This window comes from Streptomyces sp. NBC_00872, assembly GCF_045161915.1.
In the GTDB taxonomy this organism is placed as follows: Bacteria; Actinomycetota; Actinomycetes; order Streptomycetales; family Streptomycetaceae; genus Streptomyces.
The window spans coordinates 8084470-8099088 of record NZ_CP108806.1 but is presented as its reverse complement, the minus strand read 5'-3'; the positions used below and the strand labels follow the sequence as shown (position 1 = coordinate 8099088).

Sequence of the window (14619 nt, the reverse complement as noted above, 5' to 3'; positions counted from 1 at the left end):
TGGGGGCGGTCTCCTTCAGCGGCGGGTGGCCAGCAGGTGGTGGAAGTACGGTTCGATCGCTGCGGCGCTACCCTCGACCCAGCCGCCGATCGCTTCGGCCAGGTGCCGCTGGGGCGGGGTGAGGGCAGGGTCGGCGCGCAGGCGGGCGTGGTCGGTGTCGAAGCGGTGTTTGTGCGCGGCGTGCAGGACGACGGTGGCGCGGTAGGCGTCGGGCAGGGCGAGGCCGTATTCGTGGGCCAGGACGGTGACGGCGTTGACGGGGTCGCCCTGGCGGTGTTCGGCGGCGTGTCCCAGGAGATCGTTGGCCAGCCCGCCGAGGAGGAAGGCGAGTTCGGCCAGGGCGGTCAGGCAGGTGGGCAGCGGTTCGCCGGACGGTGGCATCCCAGGGGCCAGCCGGTGCAGGTACAGGGGGTGGCCGCCGGAGGTGTGGGTGCGCTGGCGTAGGTAGGCGTCGAGCGCGGGGGGCTGCCCCGATGCGCGCCAGGGCCCTTCGTTCACACAGCCCTCCAGGTAGCGGCGCAGTCCGTCGGCGAGCTGCGCCAGCACCTCCCGCCCGCCGTCCGCGGTGCTGCTGGTGATCTCTGCGCGGACGGCGGCCAGGGAGGTCAGATGGACGCAGGACGGCGCGTCAGGGTGGGTGCGCCCGGAGCGGAGCAGGCCCGGAAGGTCCCACTCCAGGTGGGCGTTCAGATGCGCGGGGTGTTCGGCGATGGTGTCGTCGAAGTGGAACACCCAGGCCAGGTAGTGCGCGGTGAGCCGGGCCACGGCAAACGGCGCGTGGGGCATGCACCAGGCGACGAGGTGGCCGATGCGCCTGCGCTCCAGCGCGCGCTGCCCGCCCTGCGCGCACAGTCCCGCCCGCGCCGCCCACGCCCGTACCTCGCTCTCCAGTTTCTGGGCTGCGGGATGCGGCCGGACGGGGGGTGGCGACAGCCGTACGAGATGCTCGTGCGCGTAGGCGGTGAGCGCGGTGAAGTCGCCGTCCGGAGCCCGTTGCGGGCGGGTCATGCGCCGAACCTCCGCTCCCGTGCGGCGAAGGACGCCAGAGCTGCGTCGAACGATGCCCGGTCGAAGTCCGGCCACAGCTGCGGGCTGAAGTACAGCTCGGCCACGACGCTCTGCCACAGCAGGAACCCCGACAGGCGCTGCTCGCCGGACGCGCGCACGATCAGGTCGCAGTCGGGCTGGCCCCACCGGGCCAGCTGCCCGCTGACCGCCTCACCGTCCAGGCCCTCCAGAGCCTGGGCACCGCCCTGGGCCAGCAGGGCGCGCACGGCGGCCAGGACCTCTTCCCGGCCGTCGTAGGCGACCGCGAGGTTGATCCGCAGCCCTCCCATGGCGTCTGCCGGGTCACCGGAGTGGCGGGTGCGGGCGGACAGCGCCGACAGCCCCAGGTTCTTCAGATGCTCGGGGCTTCCGAGGACGTTCAGACGCCACTGGCCCTCGGCGGTGAGCGCCTGAGTGAGCGCACTGATGGCATCGAGCATGACCGGCAGCTCCTGCCGCTTGGCGGCGTTGTCCAGCGACAGGGCCCACACCGTCACCGTCTCCACCCCGGCCTGCTCGCACCAGCGCAGCACCTCCAGCGTCCTGGCCGCACCCCGCCGATATCCCTCGTGCACCGGCACGCCGTGCAGGCGGGCCCAGCGCCGGTTGCCGTCCGGCACGATGCCTACATGCCGCGGAACTCCTCCGCCCGGCCCGCTCACCGGGCCCCCGCCAGCCGACCCCCGCTGCGCGCCGGGACCGTTGCGGTCCGGCCCGCCAAGTGCCCCAGGGCAAGCAGGGTAAAGATGTCCGCCAGGACCGGCACGGTGAACACGAACGGCCTGGGCCCGATCGAGTCCGGACGCGCCTCCCGCAGGCCCTGTCCGTTCTGCGCGGCGGCCAGGAATTGCGCCGCGGCAACAGCCGGGGCCGGGTCTTCCTGTCCGCATACGGCGATCAGCCCGTAGGCGGTACTGATGACATCGCTGGGCTCACCCGCCTGCTGCCCCCAGCCTCCGTCCGCGTTCTGCTGGCAGACCACCAGCCGACGGGCCCGCTCCGACATGCGCCGCACCTGCGGTGTCTGCCCGCGCCCGGGCCGGGCACAGGCCAGCAGCACCCGGAAGACGGTATGCAGACGGCTGCTGCTCCAGTCCGGGGGAAACGATCCGTCACTGAGCTGCTGCGCGGCCAGATAGCCCAAGCCCCCCGTGATCAGCGGCCGGTGGGCCACCGGCCGCACGGTGAGGGCGTCGACCACGGCCGCGGTCATGCACGCCTCGGACGGGGCCCCTGCCACGTAGGTGGGAAAGCCTCCGTCCGGACCGGCCACCGCTACCAGCGACCGCAGCCCGCCCTCGATCGGCTCCCGGTACCGCTCCTCGTCGACCAGGTGCAGGAACTGCACCGCCACCGAGGTGTCGTCCACATCCGTCTGACACGCCACATCGGTGAAGGACCAGCCACCCGCAGGCTGCTGACGCCGCACCAGGTGACCGGCCACCCGCTCCAGCACTTCCCCCGGAGCCCCCGCGGCCGCCAGCGCCACCCCCGCCGTCGCGGTGCACCAGGTGTCGGTGTCCGACACGAACGGCAACCCGCCATCAACCCGCTGGTGCACCAGCACCCGACGCACCCCCTCCGCCACGACCGCCCCGGTGCCTGGCAGCCGGGACAGGGCGTGCAGCACCGACAGATGGATCAGGACGTTGCCCTCCCACACATGCGGCCGACGCTGGGTGTCCAGCAGCAGCCGCACATCCTCGTCACCGACACAGCCGACCCGCCCGCTCGCACAGGCCAGGATCACTTTCGCCGCCGTGACCTGGACCACGGCCCAGCTGTGCAGCCCCGACAGATCGAAGGCCCTCTCGTTCCACTCAGGCACGAACGTTTCATCGGCCATGGCCGCCAGCGCGTGCACCAGCGCGCGCTTGCGCACCGCAGTGAAGCCAGGAGCCGCCGCAGTCACCTGGCCGACCAACAGATCACTCGCGGCGATCTCGCGTTGTTCCAACGCCGCGGCGACCAGGATCCGCTCCACACCCGTGGCAGGCACCTGAGTACGCAGAAAACCGCGCAGCGCCTTCGCCGCCCCGGCGTCATGGCCGGTGCGCTCCAAGAGCCGCAGCGCCAGCACCGATTCCAGGGCCCGGCTGCGGCACGCGTCACGGACCGCGCCGTCCGCCCCCGTCTTCGCCGCCAGCGACCACATCAGCCGCTCACGCATCTGTACAACCTCCGCCGGAAACAGCTCCCCGGGCCAGCGGTCCGCCTCAGATATCGTCCACGGTCTCACAGGCCAACTCCCCTTTCCGAAGTACCGGAAAGGCTCTGCCCATGAGTGATCAGTGCCAACCTGGTTGTCCACGCCAGATTCCCGTCATGGGACGGCACCGGGGCCGGCCGCCGTCTACAGCCCGGCTCCGGGCCCGTCCACGTTCACGGTCCGAAGCGGCCGGTGACCCTTCTCGTCGAGCTGGGCGAGTTCGCGGTCGTAGTCGACGGTGATCGAGCCGTAGAAGTTGACCGCCGAGCTGCGGGCCGGAGAGATGTGCGAGAGCACGTCGGCGTCCACTTCACGGCCAGCCGCTCGGAGTTCACCGACGGCAAGGCCCATGTACTCGGTGTGCCAGCACACGACCGCGTTCGTCACCACCGCCGGGTGACCTTGCCCTCGCGGGCATAGTGCAGCTGACGGCACAGCGCGTGCAGCGACTCGCCCTTGTTCAGCTGCCGGGCAACCTTGCGGCGATAGGCCGGATCGGACAAGTACTTCGCCGCGTAGATCGTCCTCCGGATGGCCCCGTACTCCTTCAGCGCGGCGGCCAGGGCATTCTGCCGGGAGGAGGCGGAGAGCTTGCCGACGATCAGAGACGCGGTGGCGTGCCCGTACTTCAGTGAGCCCGCGAGCCGCAGCAGGTCGTCCCAGTGGTCGGCGACCAGGCCGAGGTTGGCCTTCTTCGTCAAAAGCGGCCCCGAGGTGGGGAACTTCTCCTCGTAGTCGGCCTTCGCGCCCATCCGGTACAGGGTGATCTTGCCCAGGTCGCGGATGCGCGGCGAGAGCTGCTTGCCAACCAGGTCGAAGAGCCCGAAGTTGACCAGGGTCACCCTGTGCGTGTCGGCGGCGTGCTCGGTGATCGGCAGGTCGGTGGCGCTGCCGAGGATCTCGTCCAGCACATAGTGCGCCTCTCGGTGCGTGGCCACGATGACCTTCGTACCGATCGTGGAGTGCTGGTCGGAAACGTGCGTGTAGGTGGAGATCCCCTCATGCGAGGACCTCAAGCCCTACGGCACTCCGCGGGCCCGCTCCGCAGGCTGGCAGGCCACCTACTACCCCATCGAGATGGTCCGGGCCATGGTCGGCGTCTGGCTGTTCGCCGGCTGCCGCATGGACGAGCTGCGCCGCCTCGACCTGGACAGCATCACCTGGGACGAAGGAACCGACGAACGGACCGGCGAGACCTTCCCCATCTGCCTGCTGCACATCCCGCAAAACAAGACCAGCCGGCCCTTCGCCAAGCCGGTCGACCCCCTCGTCGGAGAACTGATCGACGCCTGGAAACTCGTCCGCTCGCCCCAGCCCGACCTCGCGGACCGCAAGACCGGCCTACCCCGCCAGCACCTCTTCTGCCACCGCGGCCAACTGGTGGGCAACGCCTACCTCAACGACAACATCATCCCGGCCCTCTGCCAGAAAGCCGGCATCCCCGCCGAAGGCTCCCGCGGCGCCCTCACCAGCCACCGCGCCCGCAGCACCATCGCCACGCAACTCCTCAACGCCCGCGACCCCCTTACCCTCGGCGACCTGCAGCAATGGCTCGGCCACAAGCACCCTGCCAGCACCCGCTACTACGCCAAGATCCTCCAACGAACCCTGACCGCCGCCTATCGGAAAGCCGACTACTTCGCCCGCAACATCCGCACCATCGAGGTCCTCATCGACCGCGACAGCATCCTCACCGGCGGCGGCGAACAGCCCTGGAAGTACTACGACCTCGGCGAGGGCTACTGCAGCTACGACTTCTTCGCCAAGTGCCCCCACCGCACGGCCTGCGCCCGCTGTCCCTTCTACGTCCCCAAGGAGTCAACCAAGGGCCAGCTCCTCGCAGTCAAGGACGGCATCAACAGGATGCTCGAACAGGTCGGCCTCACCGACGACGAGCGCGAAGCACTCGAAGGTGACCGCGACGCCGTCACCACGCTGGTCGAGAGGCTGGCCGACATCCCCACACCTGCGGGGCCCACACCCAAAGAACTGGGCACCGAGTCCGCCTTCATCCCCCTCACCCAGCTCACCGACACCATCTCCCGAGAGAGAGACAGCTGAGCAGGACTGGCTGCCTTCGCCAGGCCGCGATCGCCTGCGGACAGTTCCCACTCAGGGTTGGGCATCCACGTCTGCGATGAGCTCCGCCGCGGTGACGCCCGGCTGGACTCGAACATCGAAGTTGTATCCCTGATCGCAGAACACCAGCTCGACGGAATCCGGCATCAGCCGGCGAAGCAAGCAGGCGACCTGCGCCGAGTCTGCCAGGGCCGCGTCCAAGTACAGGCCCGTCCCATCATCCGGCAGAAGCACCTCGCCCGGGCCCTCATCCGTGCAGAAGCTCCAGCTGAAGGCACATACCTCACTGCGTTGCGTCGGATCGGCTTCGACCTCGGCCCAGAGTTCCGTGATCCCGGAAGTCACGGCGGCTGAGCTGACCCGCCAGGTGGTGGTCGAACCATCGAAGAACGCCATGAACGCAGCCATGCCGCGTGTCTACCACGCCCGCTCACGCACCCCACAACCGCCCCGGGAGGGCCCTCCCTCCCCCAGACGAAAGGTCACACCCCTGTCTCAATTCTCAATAACTTGCATGTTCCACGGAAATGCGCAATGGCGGCACATCAGGGACACTTCCCCGTCCGAGTGGGCGGACGTCATCGAATTCGACGCAGCCATCCGGCAGGGAAATGCCCGCGCCAACGCGTCGGGCGGCCGGCTGCTCGGCGAGGCGTTCCTGCACCGCTCCCGCGTCCCGCTGAGCCAGGCGCCGATCGACCACGTCACCGCCGCCGAACGGGCTGCCCTGAGCATCGGTGCGGACGAGGCCGACGATCTGGAGAACGGCTTTGTAGACGGCTGCTCGCCCTGGGCGTGCCGCAGGGATGCGGACGCGCTGGCTCAGGACGTTTTCGGGCCGGCCGCGTGATACTCGACCTCTTCGCGGGGCCTTCTGTGCACAGAACTGCAGCGTCTCATTGCCGCCTCGCGTCCTAGTGACCAGCGCGTTTGCGCTTTGCAGTCGCTTGAGTCGCATAGGTACGGTCCCCGCCATGCTGATGACGTTCTTCTCCTCTGCCACCTGGGAGTCCTGGGGGCTATCGAGCCAACCGGTCATCCCGGACCGGATGCCGATCCTGCTTGACGACGACCTCCTCTTCGAAGACTCGGCTGGCCCCCGCATCACGACCGTGATCAACCGGTGGGCCCAGGAACTCCCGGCAAACGGCTGCCCGGCCTCGAACTCCTGGGAAACCTACGTTCGGGTTGTGCGGGACTGGACACAATTCCTGGCCAGCAGGGGCATCCAACTCTTTGACAACCGAGGCGAGTTGCGACGCGGTCTGAGTGCATACGCGGTACACCGCGCGTGCGGCCCACTGAAGGAAAGGTTCGCCGCATCCACCTGGAACCAGCACATGAGCATCCTGTCCCTGTTCTATGGGTGGGCCGAGGATGAAGAGCTCACAACTGCGGTGCCGTTCACCTACAAGCAGGCCGTCACGGCGTACGGCGACCAGGTGCGCCTGCAGTCGGTGAACCTTTCCAAGAGGCGGACGCCGAAGCCGCACGTGACGATCAAGTACTTCGAGAAGGACTTCGAGGAGACGTTCCTGAAGGGGCTGGGCGGTCTGCGCCCGGACGGCGCCGAGGACGGTCTTTACCGGGGTCGGACGACGGCACGCAACTCGGCGGTGGGCGGCTATGTCTTGTCCAGCGGGCTGCGGCGGCAGGAGTTCACGTACATGCTGGAGTGCGAGGTTCCGCCACTGCCGCCCCGCCGGACAGAGCTGCCGATCTGGGTTCCGGTGCCGCCCGGGGTCACGAAGGGCCGGAAGTTCCGCACCACGTGGACGACATACGACCCACTCGCCCGGCTGCACCAGTACCTGCGGCTGCAGCGTGCCGTGGCGGTGAATCGCTCGTCATGGATACCGCCGGCCAAGTGGGGTTCGCCGCTGGTGGTGACCGAGGCAGACGAGGTCGGTGGCCGGGTCGATGGTGAGCGCGTGTTGTGGGCCGAGTTGACGCCACGAGAACGCCGGTGTCTGGTCCGGCCGGAGGGCGGATCAATGCTGCTGGCCGTGCAGAGTGATGGGAGTCCGTTTCGCGACTGGCCGACGGTCTTCAAGCGGACCTCGGAGCGGATCAGGCATCGATTCGATCCGCGTTTCCCGCATACGGCCCCGCACCGATGTCGTCATACGTTCGCGATCAGAACGCTCGAGATGCTGATCGGCGGCTATTACGCCCAGGTCGCGAAGCTCGTCAGGGACACCGACGCGGACGCGGCCCTGGCGCTCTACCTGCGCAAGAACGACCCGGTGATGATCCTGCGGGACCTCCTCGGTCATACCAGCACCCTCACCACGGAGGTATACCTCCGGCGCCTGGACACCACCCGGATCTACCGCGAGGCATACGAGCGCGCGGGCCACGACCACGATCTGCTCGCCGACGCCGAACGCGAGGCCGATGCCGAGTTCGACGACTTCGATGAGGACGATATCTGATGCCCGCGGAGATCCTGGAGAACCCTCTGCGGCTGTTCTGCACGTTCACCCGCGGCACCACGTCGACCCTGAACGTCGACGACTCGGTGAACCCCCTGCTGGTCCGCGAGTTGCTGACGGGCCTGGTCTACCTCATGCACCCACACGGCCCGGGTGATTCGCACCGGACCGCGGAAAAGTACAAGGGGACCATCGACTGGTTCGTCGGCGAACTGGAGAAGCGTGGTCATCGGGGCGGAGTGGCCGAGCTGACCCGCACCGGACTCGCAGCCCTGGGAGGCGGGAAATCGACGGGAGTCGGAGAGTCGCCGCATGCTCGCCGCCCTGGACGCCGAGACTCCCGTGCTGGCGCCGGATGTCCGGGAACTTGTCCAAGGGCGTCTTTACAACCGGCACCCGAACAGTGAGCCGCTGCCGCCGTACGACGAAATCGCCTGGACAGGGCTGACCCGTGCAGCCCGCACGATCGCCAAGGAGTCATGGGCTGCGTACCGGGCGGCCAGAGCAACGGCAGAGGCCGGCCAGGACCCGTACGTGCACGGCTGGACGCGAGAGAACATCTTCTGGTTGATGGTGCACCACGGCCCCGCAACAACACGGGAGTTGGCCGAGCACGCCGGTGTGCCGCACGAGCAGATGCGCTATCGGATCGGCCGTGGCCATCAGCGCTTCTTCGTGGAAGCACGCGAAGCGCTCTTCCCCAGCCCTCGCGTCGTCATCGCCTACCAGGTTCTGTTCGGCGTGTACAGCGGCATCGTGCCGGACGGCATCGTCGATCTGGGCGTCGACGGCCTCGACTGGGCCGGCGACAGTGCGGTGCTGGTCCGCTATATCAAGGGCCGTACGTCCGAGGAGAGCATCACGCTGCCGAGCAAGGCTGTGCGGCTGTTGGAACGGTGGCTTGAGTATGCCGAACTGGCGAGGTCGCACTGCCCACCGCGGCTGCGCAACGGACTGTGGCTGTGGCTCGCCTACACCTCGCGTCGCGCGGGCGACGAGGGCCTCGGGCCGTGGAGGTACGGGCGCCCCTACAAGTCCACCACCGTCGACTGGTCACGGGATGCGGGGGTGGTCGACGCCAACGGGGCGCCAGTCACGGTGCATCGTCACCGGATCCGCACGACGTTTGAGTCCCACCGGGACCGCTCTTCCTGGATCGGCAGCCGGCGCTCGACGATCGACCCCAACCACACCCCGGGAGTGGAAGGCGATCACTACCTGCCGTCGATGACCGAGGCCCAGCAGAGCGCCCTGGAGGACATCGTCGAGCAGGCCCAGGGCGATCTGCTCCGCAGGGGCCAACCGCCCATGGTGCTGTCGGACGAGCAGGTCGCCGACCTTGCCCGTCAGTTCCCGCAGCTGGTCAGCGAACTGGAGTTGGACGATCAGGCGATCGCCGAACTCGTGGGTGGCCAGCGCGATGTGTTCGTGGCGTCCTGCGCCGATCCGACCGCCGGCGTGCACGGCCCGAAGGGAAAGCCGTGCCCGGCCCGCCCCTGGGTGTGCCTGCTGTGTCCACTCGCCCTGTTCACGCCGCAGCACGCAGCGAACCTCCTGCGCATGAAGGCGTTCTTCGCCCGGCAGTGGCAGCAGATGCCCGCCGCGCAGTTCATGGCCGTCTTCGGCCACTACGCCCAGCGTATCGAGGAAGTCCTGATCAAGTACGACCCGACGCAGCTCGCTGCGGCTGCCGCCCAGGTCACCGACACCGACGCCGAGATACCGCTCCTGCCCGAGGAGAGCACCCTGTGAGCACCACACCCCTGACCGAGGTCCGGCCGTCCGGAACTGCACCGTCGCCCTTCGCCGGGGCCGACATTTGCGGCCTGGCCGGCTTCGTCCTCCCCATCGGGGCGGTCCGCTCGGTCTTCGAGGACGACGTCTGGGTCTTCACCCAGGTCATCGGTATCCCCGCCTACGTGGCGAAATGCGCACGGCGCCTGGACTTCTCGGGGATCATCAATGAGCGGTGGAAGACGGTGGCCAAGGAGTACATCGCCGCCCAGATGGCCCCCGGGCACGAAGCCGTCCGAACGCTGCCGTACGCCAACCGGACGGTCCGCGTCGTCAACGGCCTGTACGCCGAACTTCTGGAACTGGTCCGGTGGCTGAACTGGCTGACCGCCTAGGGGGTCACTGAGCTCGGCGAGGTCACCGAACATCACTGCAAGTCCTTCGCCCAGTACCGCGCCACCCACCGTCCCAACGGCAAGAAGACACACGACCGCCCCAGCGTCCGCAGAGCGGTCGAGCTGACGATCATCGGGCTTGCCCGCTACAGCGAGTTGTTCACCACCGACCGTTACCACCCCGGGTTGCGGCCGTTCCCGGGACAGGCCACCAGCAAGCCCAGCGGCAATGCGAACAAGACGCCGCCGGTCGCGGATCCGACCTTTCAGCCGCTCCTGGGTGCAGCCCTCTACCTCGTCCAGAACCTGGCCCCGCCCCTGCTCCGCGAACTTGACGCCAAGCGGCGCTATGTCGCCCATCGGGCAGCGCTGCCCGCAGCACGTATGGATCTAGACGAACTTGAGGCGGTCATTCGCCGCCATGTCGAAGACCAGCGTCCCTTCGACAGGAACGTCAACTGGGCCAAGCCCCGGAAGTGGATCAGCAAGGACGATCCGTTGGGCCAGGTCAACCTCTACGCCCTCGCAGCGGAAGCCGGCCGGAGAGAAATCAGCCCTCCCACGTTGCTGTCGGTGCGCGACGTGCTGGAGGAAGCGGTGGAGGCCGTTGGGATCGAGGAACCGTTCTGCCGCGGGGCCAGCATGGTGGAGCGAGCCGACGGCCAAGGGGAGGCGCCCTGGTCGGGGCCGCTGTCCGAGCGCGGCCTGCGGGCGCTCACCGGCGTAGTGAAGACCGCTTCGCACGTGGTCATCGTGGCGCTTTCTGGTATGCGCCAGAGCGAACTGCGAGAGATGAATGTGGGATGCCGTGTTCCCCCTATCGAGGCAGGCCCGGGGCTGAAGAGGTACAAGCTGGCGAGCCGGGTCATCAAGGGAAAGCCACTGGGCGGCGTTCCCGATGAATGGGTCGTGATCTGGGAGGCGTATCAGGCAGCCGAGGTTGCCGAGCAACTCCTGGGCCCGGAGGCCGAGATCGGTGACCCCCTTCTCACCTCGCCACTCGACAGCGACCGCTTCACGCTGTTCCGTCAGTGGGTCAACGGCACCGCGGGACAGGCACTTGGACTGGCGCCGATCCCGGAGGGACAACTCACAACGAGGATGCTCAGGCGCACACTCGCCTTGGAGATCGCCTACCGCCCCGGTGGCCTGCTGGCCGCAAAAGTGCAGCTCAAGCACTTGTCTGTGGTGACAACGGAAGGATACGCGGCCCGTCCGGGCGGGGCACAGGCCAAGTTCCTCGCTGAGGTCAATGCCGAGGAAGCAGAGCGTAACAAGGACCTTGTGCTGGCCGAGTACCGGCGCTATCAGCAGGGCGAGATGCCGTCAGGTCCCGGTGCCCGTGATCTGATCAGCTTCTTCGCCAGCGTCGACGGGAAGCTGGCTCGCGCTGCCGCGGAGGACCCCACGGTCGTCGGCAGCGACCAGGAGGTGAGAGCCCTCCTCGCCGAGGTCGCCGGCGTCCTGCACCTGGGGGTGGCGAACTACTGCTGGTTCATCGACCCCTCCAAGGCGTTGTGCCTGAAGCTGGCCGGCACCCCGAACGCGACGAAGCCGCTGGCGGGCATGTGCGATTCCGCCCGCTGCCCGCAGGCCACCCACCATCCCTGCCACCGCCCGGTGTGGGCCGAGAGCGTACGGACCAAACAGGTCTTCATCGGGTCGATCGGCCGCAACCACAAGACCGAAAAGGCCCGACTGCAGGCCGACTTGGATCGGGACGTGCAAGTCCTGGCCTCGATCGACGCCGCCGCGTAAGGAGAAACCTCACCTCATGGCTCGAATCAGCGCAGAGACCCGCGCCCGCAACGAGGAGGCCGTCCGGGCCGCGATGGACCGGCTCCTGAAGGGTGACCTCCCGCACGGCGGCAGCTGCGACTTGAAGACACTGGCCACCGAAGCCGGCGTGACCCGCGCCGCGTTCTACCCGAAGAAGAACCGTGACGGCACCACCCGTCCCGGCCCCTACCAGCACCTCGCCGTAGAGTTCGAGCGGCGCCTTCGTACTCTGCAGGAGGCCGGAGAGGTCGTCGACCCGCGGATCGCGCAGATCGAACGGCTCAAGGCCAAAGTCGCCGATCTCAAGGAACGCCTGGCTCAGCGGGACGAGACCGTAGCCGAGCTCACCACGTTCAAGGAACTCGCCGTCTCACGCTTGGCTGCACAGCACGACGAGATCGTACGTCTACGGGAACAGGCCGCAGCCCTCGGCAACGTCCGCTGCCTGCCCGCCGCCCGCCCCGGAACGGCACCGTACGGATCGTGCAGCTGACCCTGACGCCGACCAATGTGGCAGAAAACGGCGAGGGAGCCCGTCGGCATGGCCCGCCGCGTTCCCTCACCGTCCGCACCAATAATCTCCTCAACGCCAACTACCTCGACTGGCGCGCCACCGCCTTCGTCAGCCGCCTCTCGGCGGCCGCAGCTGGCGTCGGTCATGCCCCTCACGTGCCTTGTGGCGCGCCTCAGGAAAACTTGTACCCGGCGAAGTCGGCGACGTGGACGTACCCGATGCGCTGGTAGAGGGCATTGCTGGTGGGGTTGTCCGGGTCCGTGAACAGGACAACGTCCGTCGCGCCCGCGGTCAGCGCTGCCCTGCTCGCCTCGGCCGTCACAGCGCCCGCGTAGCCGCGGCCCCGGAGGTGGGCCGGGGTGTAGACGGGGTCCACCCGGACCATGCCGCCGACGATCGAGGTCGCGGCCGCCATCGAGACGGGTGTGCCCTCCGGGGTCTCCCAGAACGTGAAGTGCCTGTCGCCGAAGCGCGAGTCGTCCCAGGAGCCGGCGTCGATCAAGTCGATGGAACGCTGTTCCCCAACGTCGACACAGAACTCACGGCACCAGCACACGACTTGCTCACGGTCCCGCCCTCCCGTGATGCGCCCCCGGCCCTCTGGGCACGGCTGCGGTGGAGTGAGCGTGCCGAGACGGTAGAGATGCGTCCGCCAGAAGAGTTCTGGCGCTGCGCTCGTGTGCCGCTGCCATGACTCGGCGAAAGCGCCGGCAGTGTCGTGGTCCGCGATGACGTTGGACGGCGAGTGTCCGAGGCTGGCCAGATGAGGAGCGAGGGCGTCGATCTGCTCGGCAGAGAGAGGGGTGAGGCCCAGGCGACCGCGCGGAGTGAGATAGAAGATCGCGCGGACTTCGCCTCCTGACTCCAGTCGGCCGAAGACGGGAGCTTCGGCGTCGTGTTCGGCCGTCCCATGTATCCGCAGTTTCTCGATGTCAGTCAGCGGCGTGTTGTGTAGAGCGGGGCGCGAGCGCAGGAAGTCCCCGACTCGGGCGAGGAAGTCGTTGACGTCTTGGGTGAGGTGCCAGTCATCCGGGAGCATGCTTCATGATCCCGGATGACCTCGACTCGGGGAGCACTTTCAGCCCACGTGACGTAACTGCTCCCGACCAGAGTGGCGGCGTCCGCCCCGCCCCGCAGACGCGATCAGAGCGGCATCTCACCGGCAGCAAGCGCGAGACCTTCAACCGTCTTCGCGTCACTGCACCAGCATCCCCGGACACAGCGATGGTGGGGAACGATCACTCACAAGCCGGAAACGATCCCCAAGGCGTCACATCGACCCTGGTTGAACTCACTCGTGAATGCCCCCTATATGGAAGGCCCCTATGCCCGAACCCATACCTTCACCTATCGTTCCAGCCGACGTAGCACCCCCACGCCGACGTGATATCAGTCACTCAGTCGTGCCGGACAAAGGGACAGCATGCCTCTCTGCAACGCGACACAACGGGGATGCCCGCCCCTCGCGTAAAGCGACATGACCTGCGTGGGACACAGCGTCTGCCGACACAAGCCCGGTACTGCTTGCGCTCAACACGGTTCACGCCGTCGTCGAGGCCGAGCAACGCCTCGTCGACCGCGTTCGCCAGCTCGGCCATCGACGCACCCTGGACGTCGGCCGCCGCCCAGGCGACCGCCTGGCGACGTGCCCGCCGAGCTCCCTGCGTGCCGCCGCTCACGGAGGCCACGGTCTCAAGCCCGAGCAGGTCGGTACCGAAGAGTCGGTAGCGGACCAGGTCGATCGACCTCCGGTGCTCGCGCACGGCGTGTACGTCGTAGCGCGTGAAGTCGCCGGCGATACAGATCAGGCGCGGCCCGCTCCAAAGGACCTGGGACGCGGCCGTGGCCCCGAGCCGGCCGCGGACCAGGTGCTCGAACTCGGCCCGGTGGTCCATCAGCCACGAGAGGTAGAAAAGGCCCTGGTTGATGACGCCCGCGTCGACGCCCCGCTTGTACTCCACGATGACCGGCGACCCGTTCTCGTCCAGCCCGAGCGAGTCGATCCGGCCCCCGTGGACCGGCCCCGTGCCGTACTCGCTCGCCAGGAAACGAACTCCCAGCAGCGTCTCCATGTGCGCCTCGACGAGGTCCTGCACATCCGCCTCGACCTCAGCAAGACGCGGCGTGAACTCGGTCACGCCGCTTTTCGTCGTGTGGAACAGCTTCAGGCCCGACACCTTCCCCTCCTCGATCCGGAGATGGATAACGCCAGGCAGGTGCGGATTTGTTTCCGCGAGGGCCTTGTGATCCGTGAAGAAAGTGTGAGCGCATGCCGCTCGGCGGTACCGCTTTCTCCTTTGCGAAGCTGCCGCCCACGAACCAGCACGGGGGCCTCACCAGCATCCCAGCACGATCCCAGCACGGTAGCGGTGAGCAGGGGTGATGACGTGTGACGAGGGGTCAGGTTTCCCAACACCATCCCAGCAC

13 protein-coding genes and 1 pseudogene are annotated in these 14619 nt (G+C 68.0%); 7 read left to right on the top strand and 7 right to left on the bottom strand.

The window, feature by feature from the left end:
• Window positions 1–15: 15 nt before the first annotated feature.
• The 4 genes and pseudogenes from OG214_RS34635 to OG214_RS34620 form a co-directional block, all read right to left on the bottom strand.
• Window positions 16–1008, bottom strand: a complete 993-nt coding sequence (locus OG214_RS34635; protein WP_405986967.1) for a terpene synthase family protein — start codon at window positions 1006–1008, stop codon at window positions 16–18.
• Window positions 1005–1709, bottom strand: coding sequence for a polyprenyl diphosphate synthase (gene uppS, locus OG214_RS34630; RefSeq protein ID WP_405986966.1), 705 nt, complete (start codon window positions 1707–1709; stop codon window positions 1005–1007). The genes OG214_RS34635 and uppS overlap by 4 nt, the downstream gene beginning before the upstream one ends.
• Window positions 1706–3217: a prenyltransferase/squalene oxidase repeat-containing protein gene (locus OG214_RS34625; RefSeq protein WP_363083570.1), complete on the bottom strand. Its 1512-nt coding sequence runs from the start codon at window positions 3215–3217 to the stop codon at window positions 1706–1708. The genes uppS and OG214_RS34625 overlap by 4 nt, the downstream gene beginning before the upstream one ends.
• Before the next feature lie 183 nt (window positions 3218–3400).
• Window positions 3401–4272 (bottom strand): annotated as a pseudogene (locus tag OG214_RS34620) (Tn3 family transposase).
• On the opposite strand from OG214_RS34620, the gene OG214_RS34615 reads away from it, so the two are divergent.
• Window positions 4244–5317: a tyrosine-type recombinase/integrase gene (locus OG214_RS34615; RefSeq protein ID WP_405986965.1), complete on the top strand. Its 1074-nt coding sequence runs from the start codon at window positions 4244–4246 to the stop codon at window positions 5315–5317. The pseudogene OG214_RS34620 and the gene OG214_RS34615 overlap by 29 nt on opposite strands.
• A gap of 51 nt (window positions 5318–5368) precedes the next feature.
• Here the strand turns inward: OG214_RS34615 and OG214_RS34610 are convergent, their stop codons facing one another.
• Complete coding sequence (locus tag OG214_RS34610; protein ID WP_362579662.1) at window positions 5369–5743, bottom strand: hypothetical protein; 375 nt, start codon at window positions 5741–5743, stop codon at window positions 5369–5371.
• A 106-nt stretch (window positions 5744–5849) separates the two neighbouring features.
• On the opposite strand from OG214_RS34610, the gene OG214_RS34605 reads away from it, so the two are divergent.
• From OG214_RS34605 to OG214_RS34580, 6 genes are all read left to right on the top strand, one after another.
• Window positions 5850–6185: a hypothetical protein gene (locus OG214_RS34605; RefSeq protein WP_405986964.1), complete on the top strand. Its 336-nt coding sequence runs from the start codon at window positions 5850–5852 to the stop codon at window positions 6183–6185.
• 124 nt (window positions 6186–6309) lie between these two features.
• Window positions 6310–7770: a site-specific integrase gene (locus tag OG214_RS34600; RefSeq protein ID WP_405986963.1), complete on the top strand. Its 1461-nt coding sequence runs from the start codon at window positions 6310–6312 to the stop codon at window positions 7768–7770.
• 312 nt (window positions 7771–8082) lie between these two features.
• Window positions 8083–9522 (top strand): hypothetical protein, encoded by a 1440-nt coding sequence (locus OG214_RS34595; protein WP_405986962.1) that lies wholly within the window; start codon window positions 8083–8085, stop codon window positions 9520–9522.
• Window positions 9519–9899 (top strand): hypothetical protein, encoded by a 381-nt coding sequence (locus tag OG214_RS34590; protein ID WP_405986961.1) that lies wholly within the window; start codon window positions 9519–9521, stop codon window positions 9897–9899. The genes OG214_RS34595 and OG214_RS34590 overlap by 4 nt, the downstream gene beginning before the upstream one ends.
• A gap of 156 nt (window positions 9900–10055) precedes the next feature.
• A complete protein-coding gene (locus OG214_RS34585; RefSeq protein ID WP_405986960.1) occupies window positions 10056–11657 on the top strand; it encodes a site-specific integrase in 1602 nt (533 codons plus the stop codon).
• Window positions 11658–11673: 16 nt separating this feature from the next.
• Entirely contained in the window at window positions 11674–12171 is a 498-nt protein-coding gene (locus tag OG214_RS34580) for a hypothetical protein (protein ID WP_405986959.1), read from the top strand.
• 193 nt (window positions 12172–12364) lie between these two features.
• Here the strand turns inward: OG214_RS34580 and OG214_RS34575 are convergent, their stop codons facing one another.
• Window positions 12365–13231, bottom strand: a complete 867-nt coding sequence (locus OG214_RS34575) for a GNAT family N-acetyltransferase (RefSeq protein WP_405986958.1) — start codon at window positions 13229–13231, stop codon at window positions 12365–12367.
• Between the two features lie 358 nt (window positions 13232–13589).
• Window positions 13590–14369 carry an endonuclease NucS domain-containing protein gene (locus OG214_RS34570; RefSeq protein ID WP_405986957.1) on the bottom strand — a complete coding sequence of 260 codons (780 nt, stop codon included), beginning with the start codon at window positions 14367–14369 and terminating at the stop codon, window positions 13590–13592.
• Window positions 14370–14619 lie beyond the last annotated feature (250 nt).

Bases quoted from the DNA above. Each gene is read 5' to 3' on its own strand.
- OG214_RS34575 (WP_405986958.1), bottom strand. From the start codon at position 13,231: ATGCTCCCGGATGACTGGCACCTCACCCAAGACGTCAACGACTTCCTC.
- OG214_RS34610 (WP_362579662.1), bottom strand. From the start codon at position 5,743: ATGGCTGCGTTCATGGCGTTCTTCGATGGTTCGACCACCACCTGGCGG.
- OG214_RS34580 (WP_405986959.1), top strand. From the start codon at position 11,674: ATGGCTCGAATCAGCGCAGAGACCCGCGCCCGCAACGAGGAGGCCGTC.
- OG214_RS34605 (WP_405986964.1), top strand. From the start codon at position 5,850: ATGTTCCACGGAAATGCGCAATGGCGGCACATCAGGGACACTTCCCCG.
- OG214_RS34600 (WP_405986963.1), top strand. From the start codon at position 6,310: ATGCTGATGACGTTCTTCTCCTCTGCCACCTGGGAGTCCTGGGGGCTA.
- OG214_RS34595 (WP_405986962.1), top strand. From the start codon at position 8,083: ATGCTCGCCGCCCTGGACGCCGAGACTCCCGTGCTGGCGCCGGATGTC.
- OG214_RS34625 (WP_363083570.1), bottom strand. From the start codon at position 3,217: ATGCGTGAGCGGCTGATGTGGTCGCTGGCGGCGAAGACGGGGGCGGAC.
- OG214_RS34635 (WP_405986967.1), bottom strand. From the start codon at position 1,008: ATGACCCGCCCGCAACGGGCTCCGGACGGCGACTTCACCGCGCTCACC.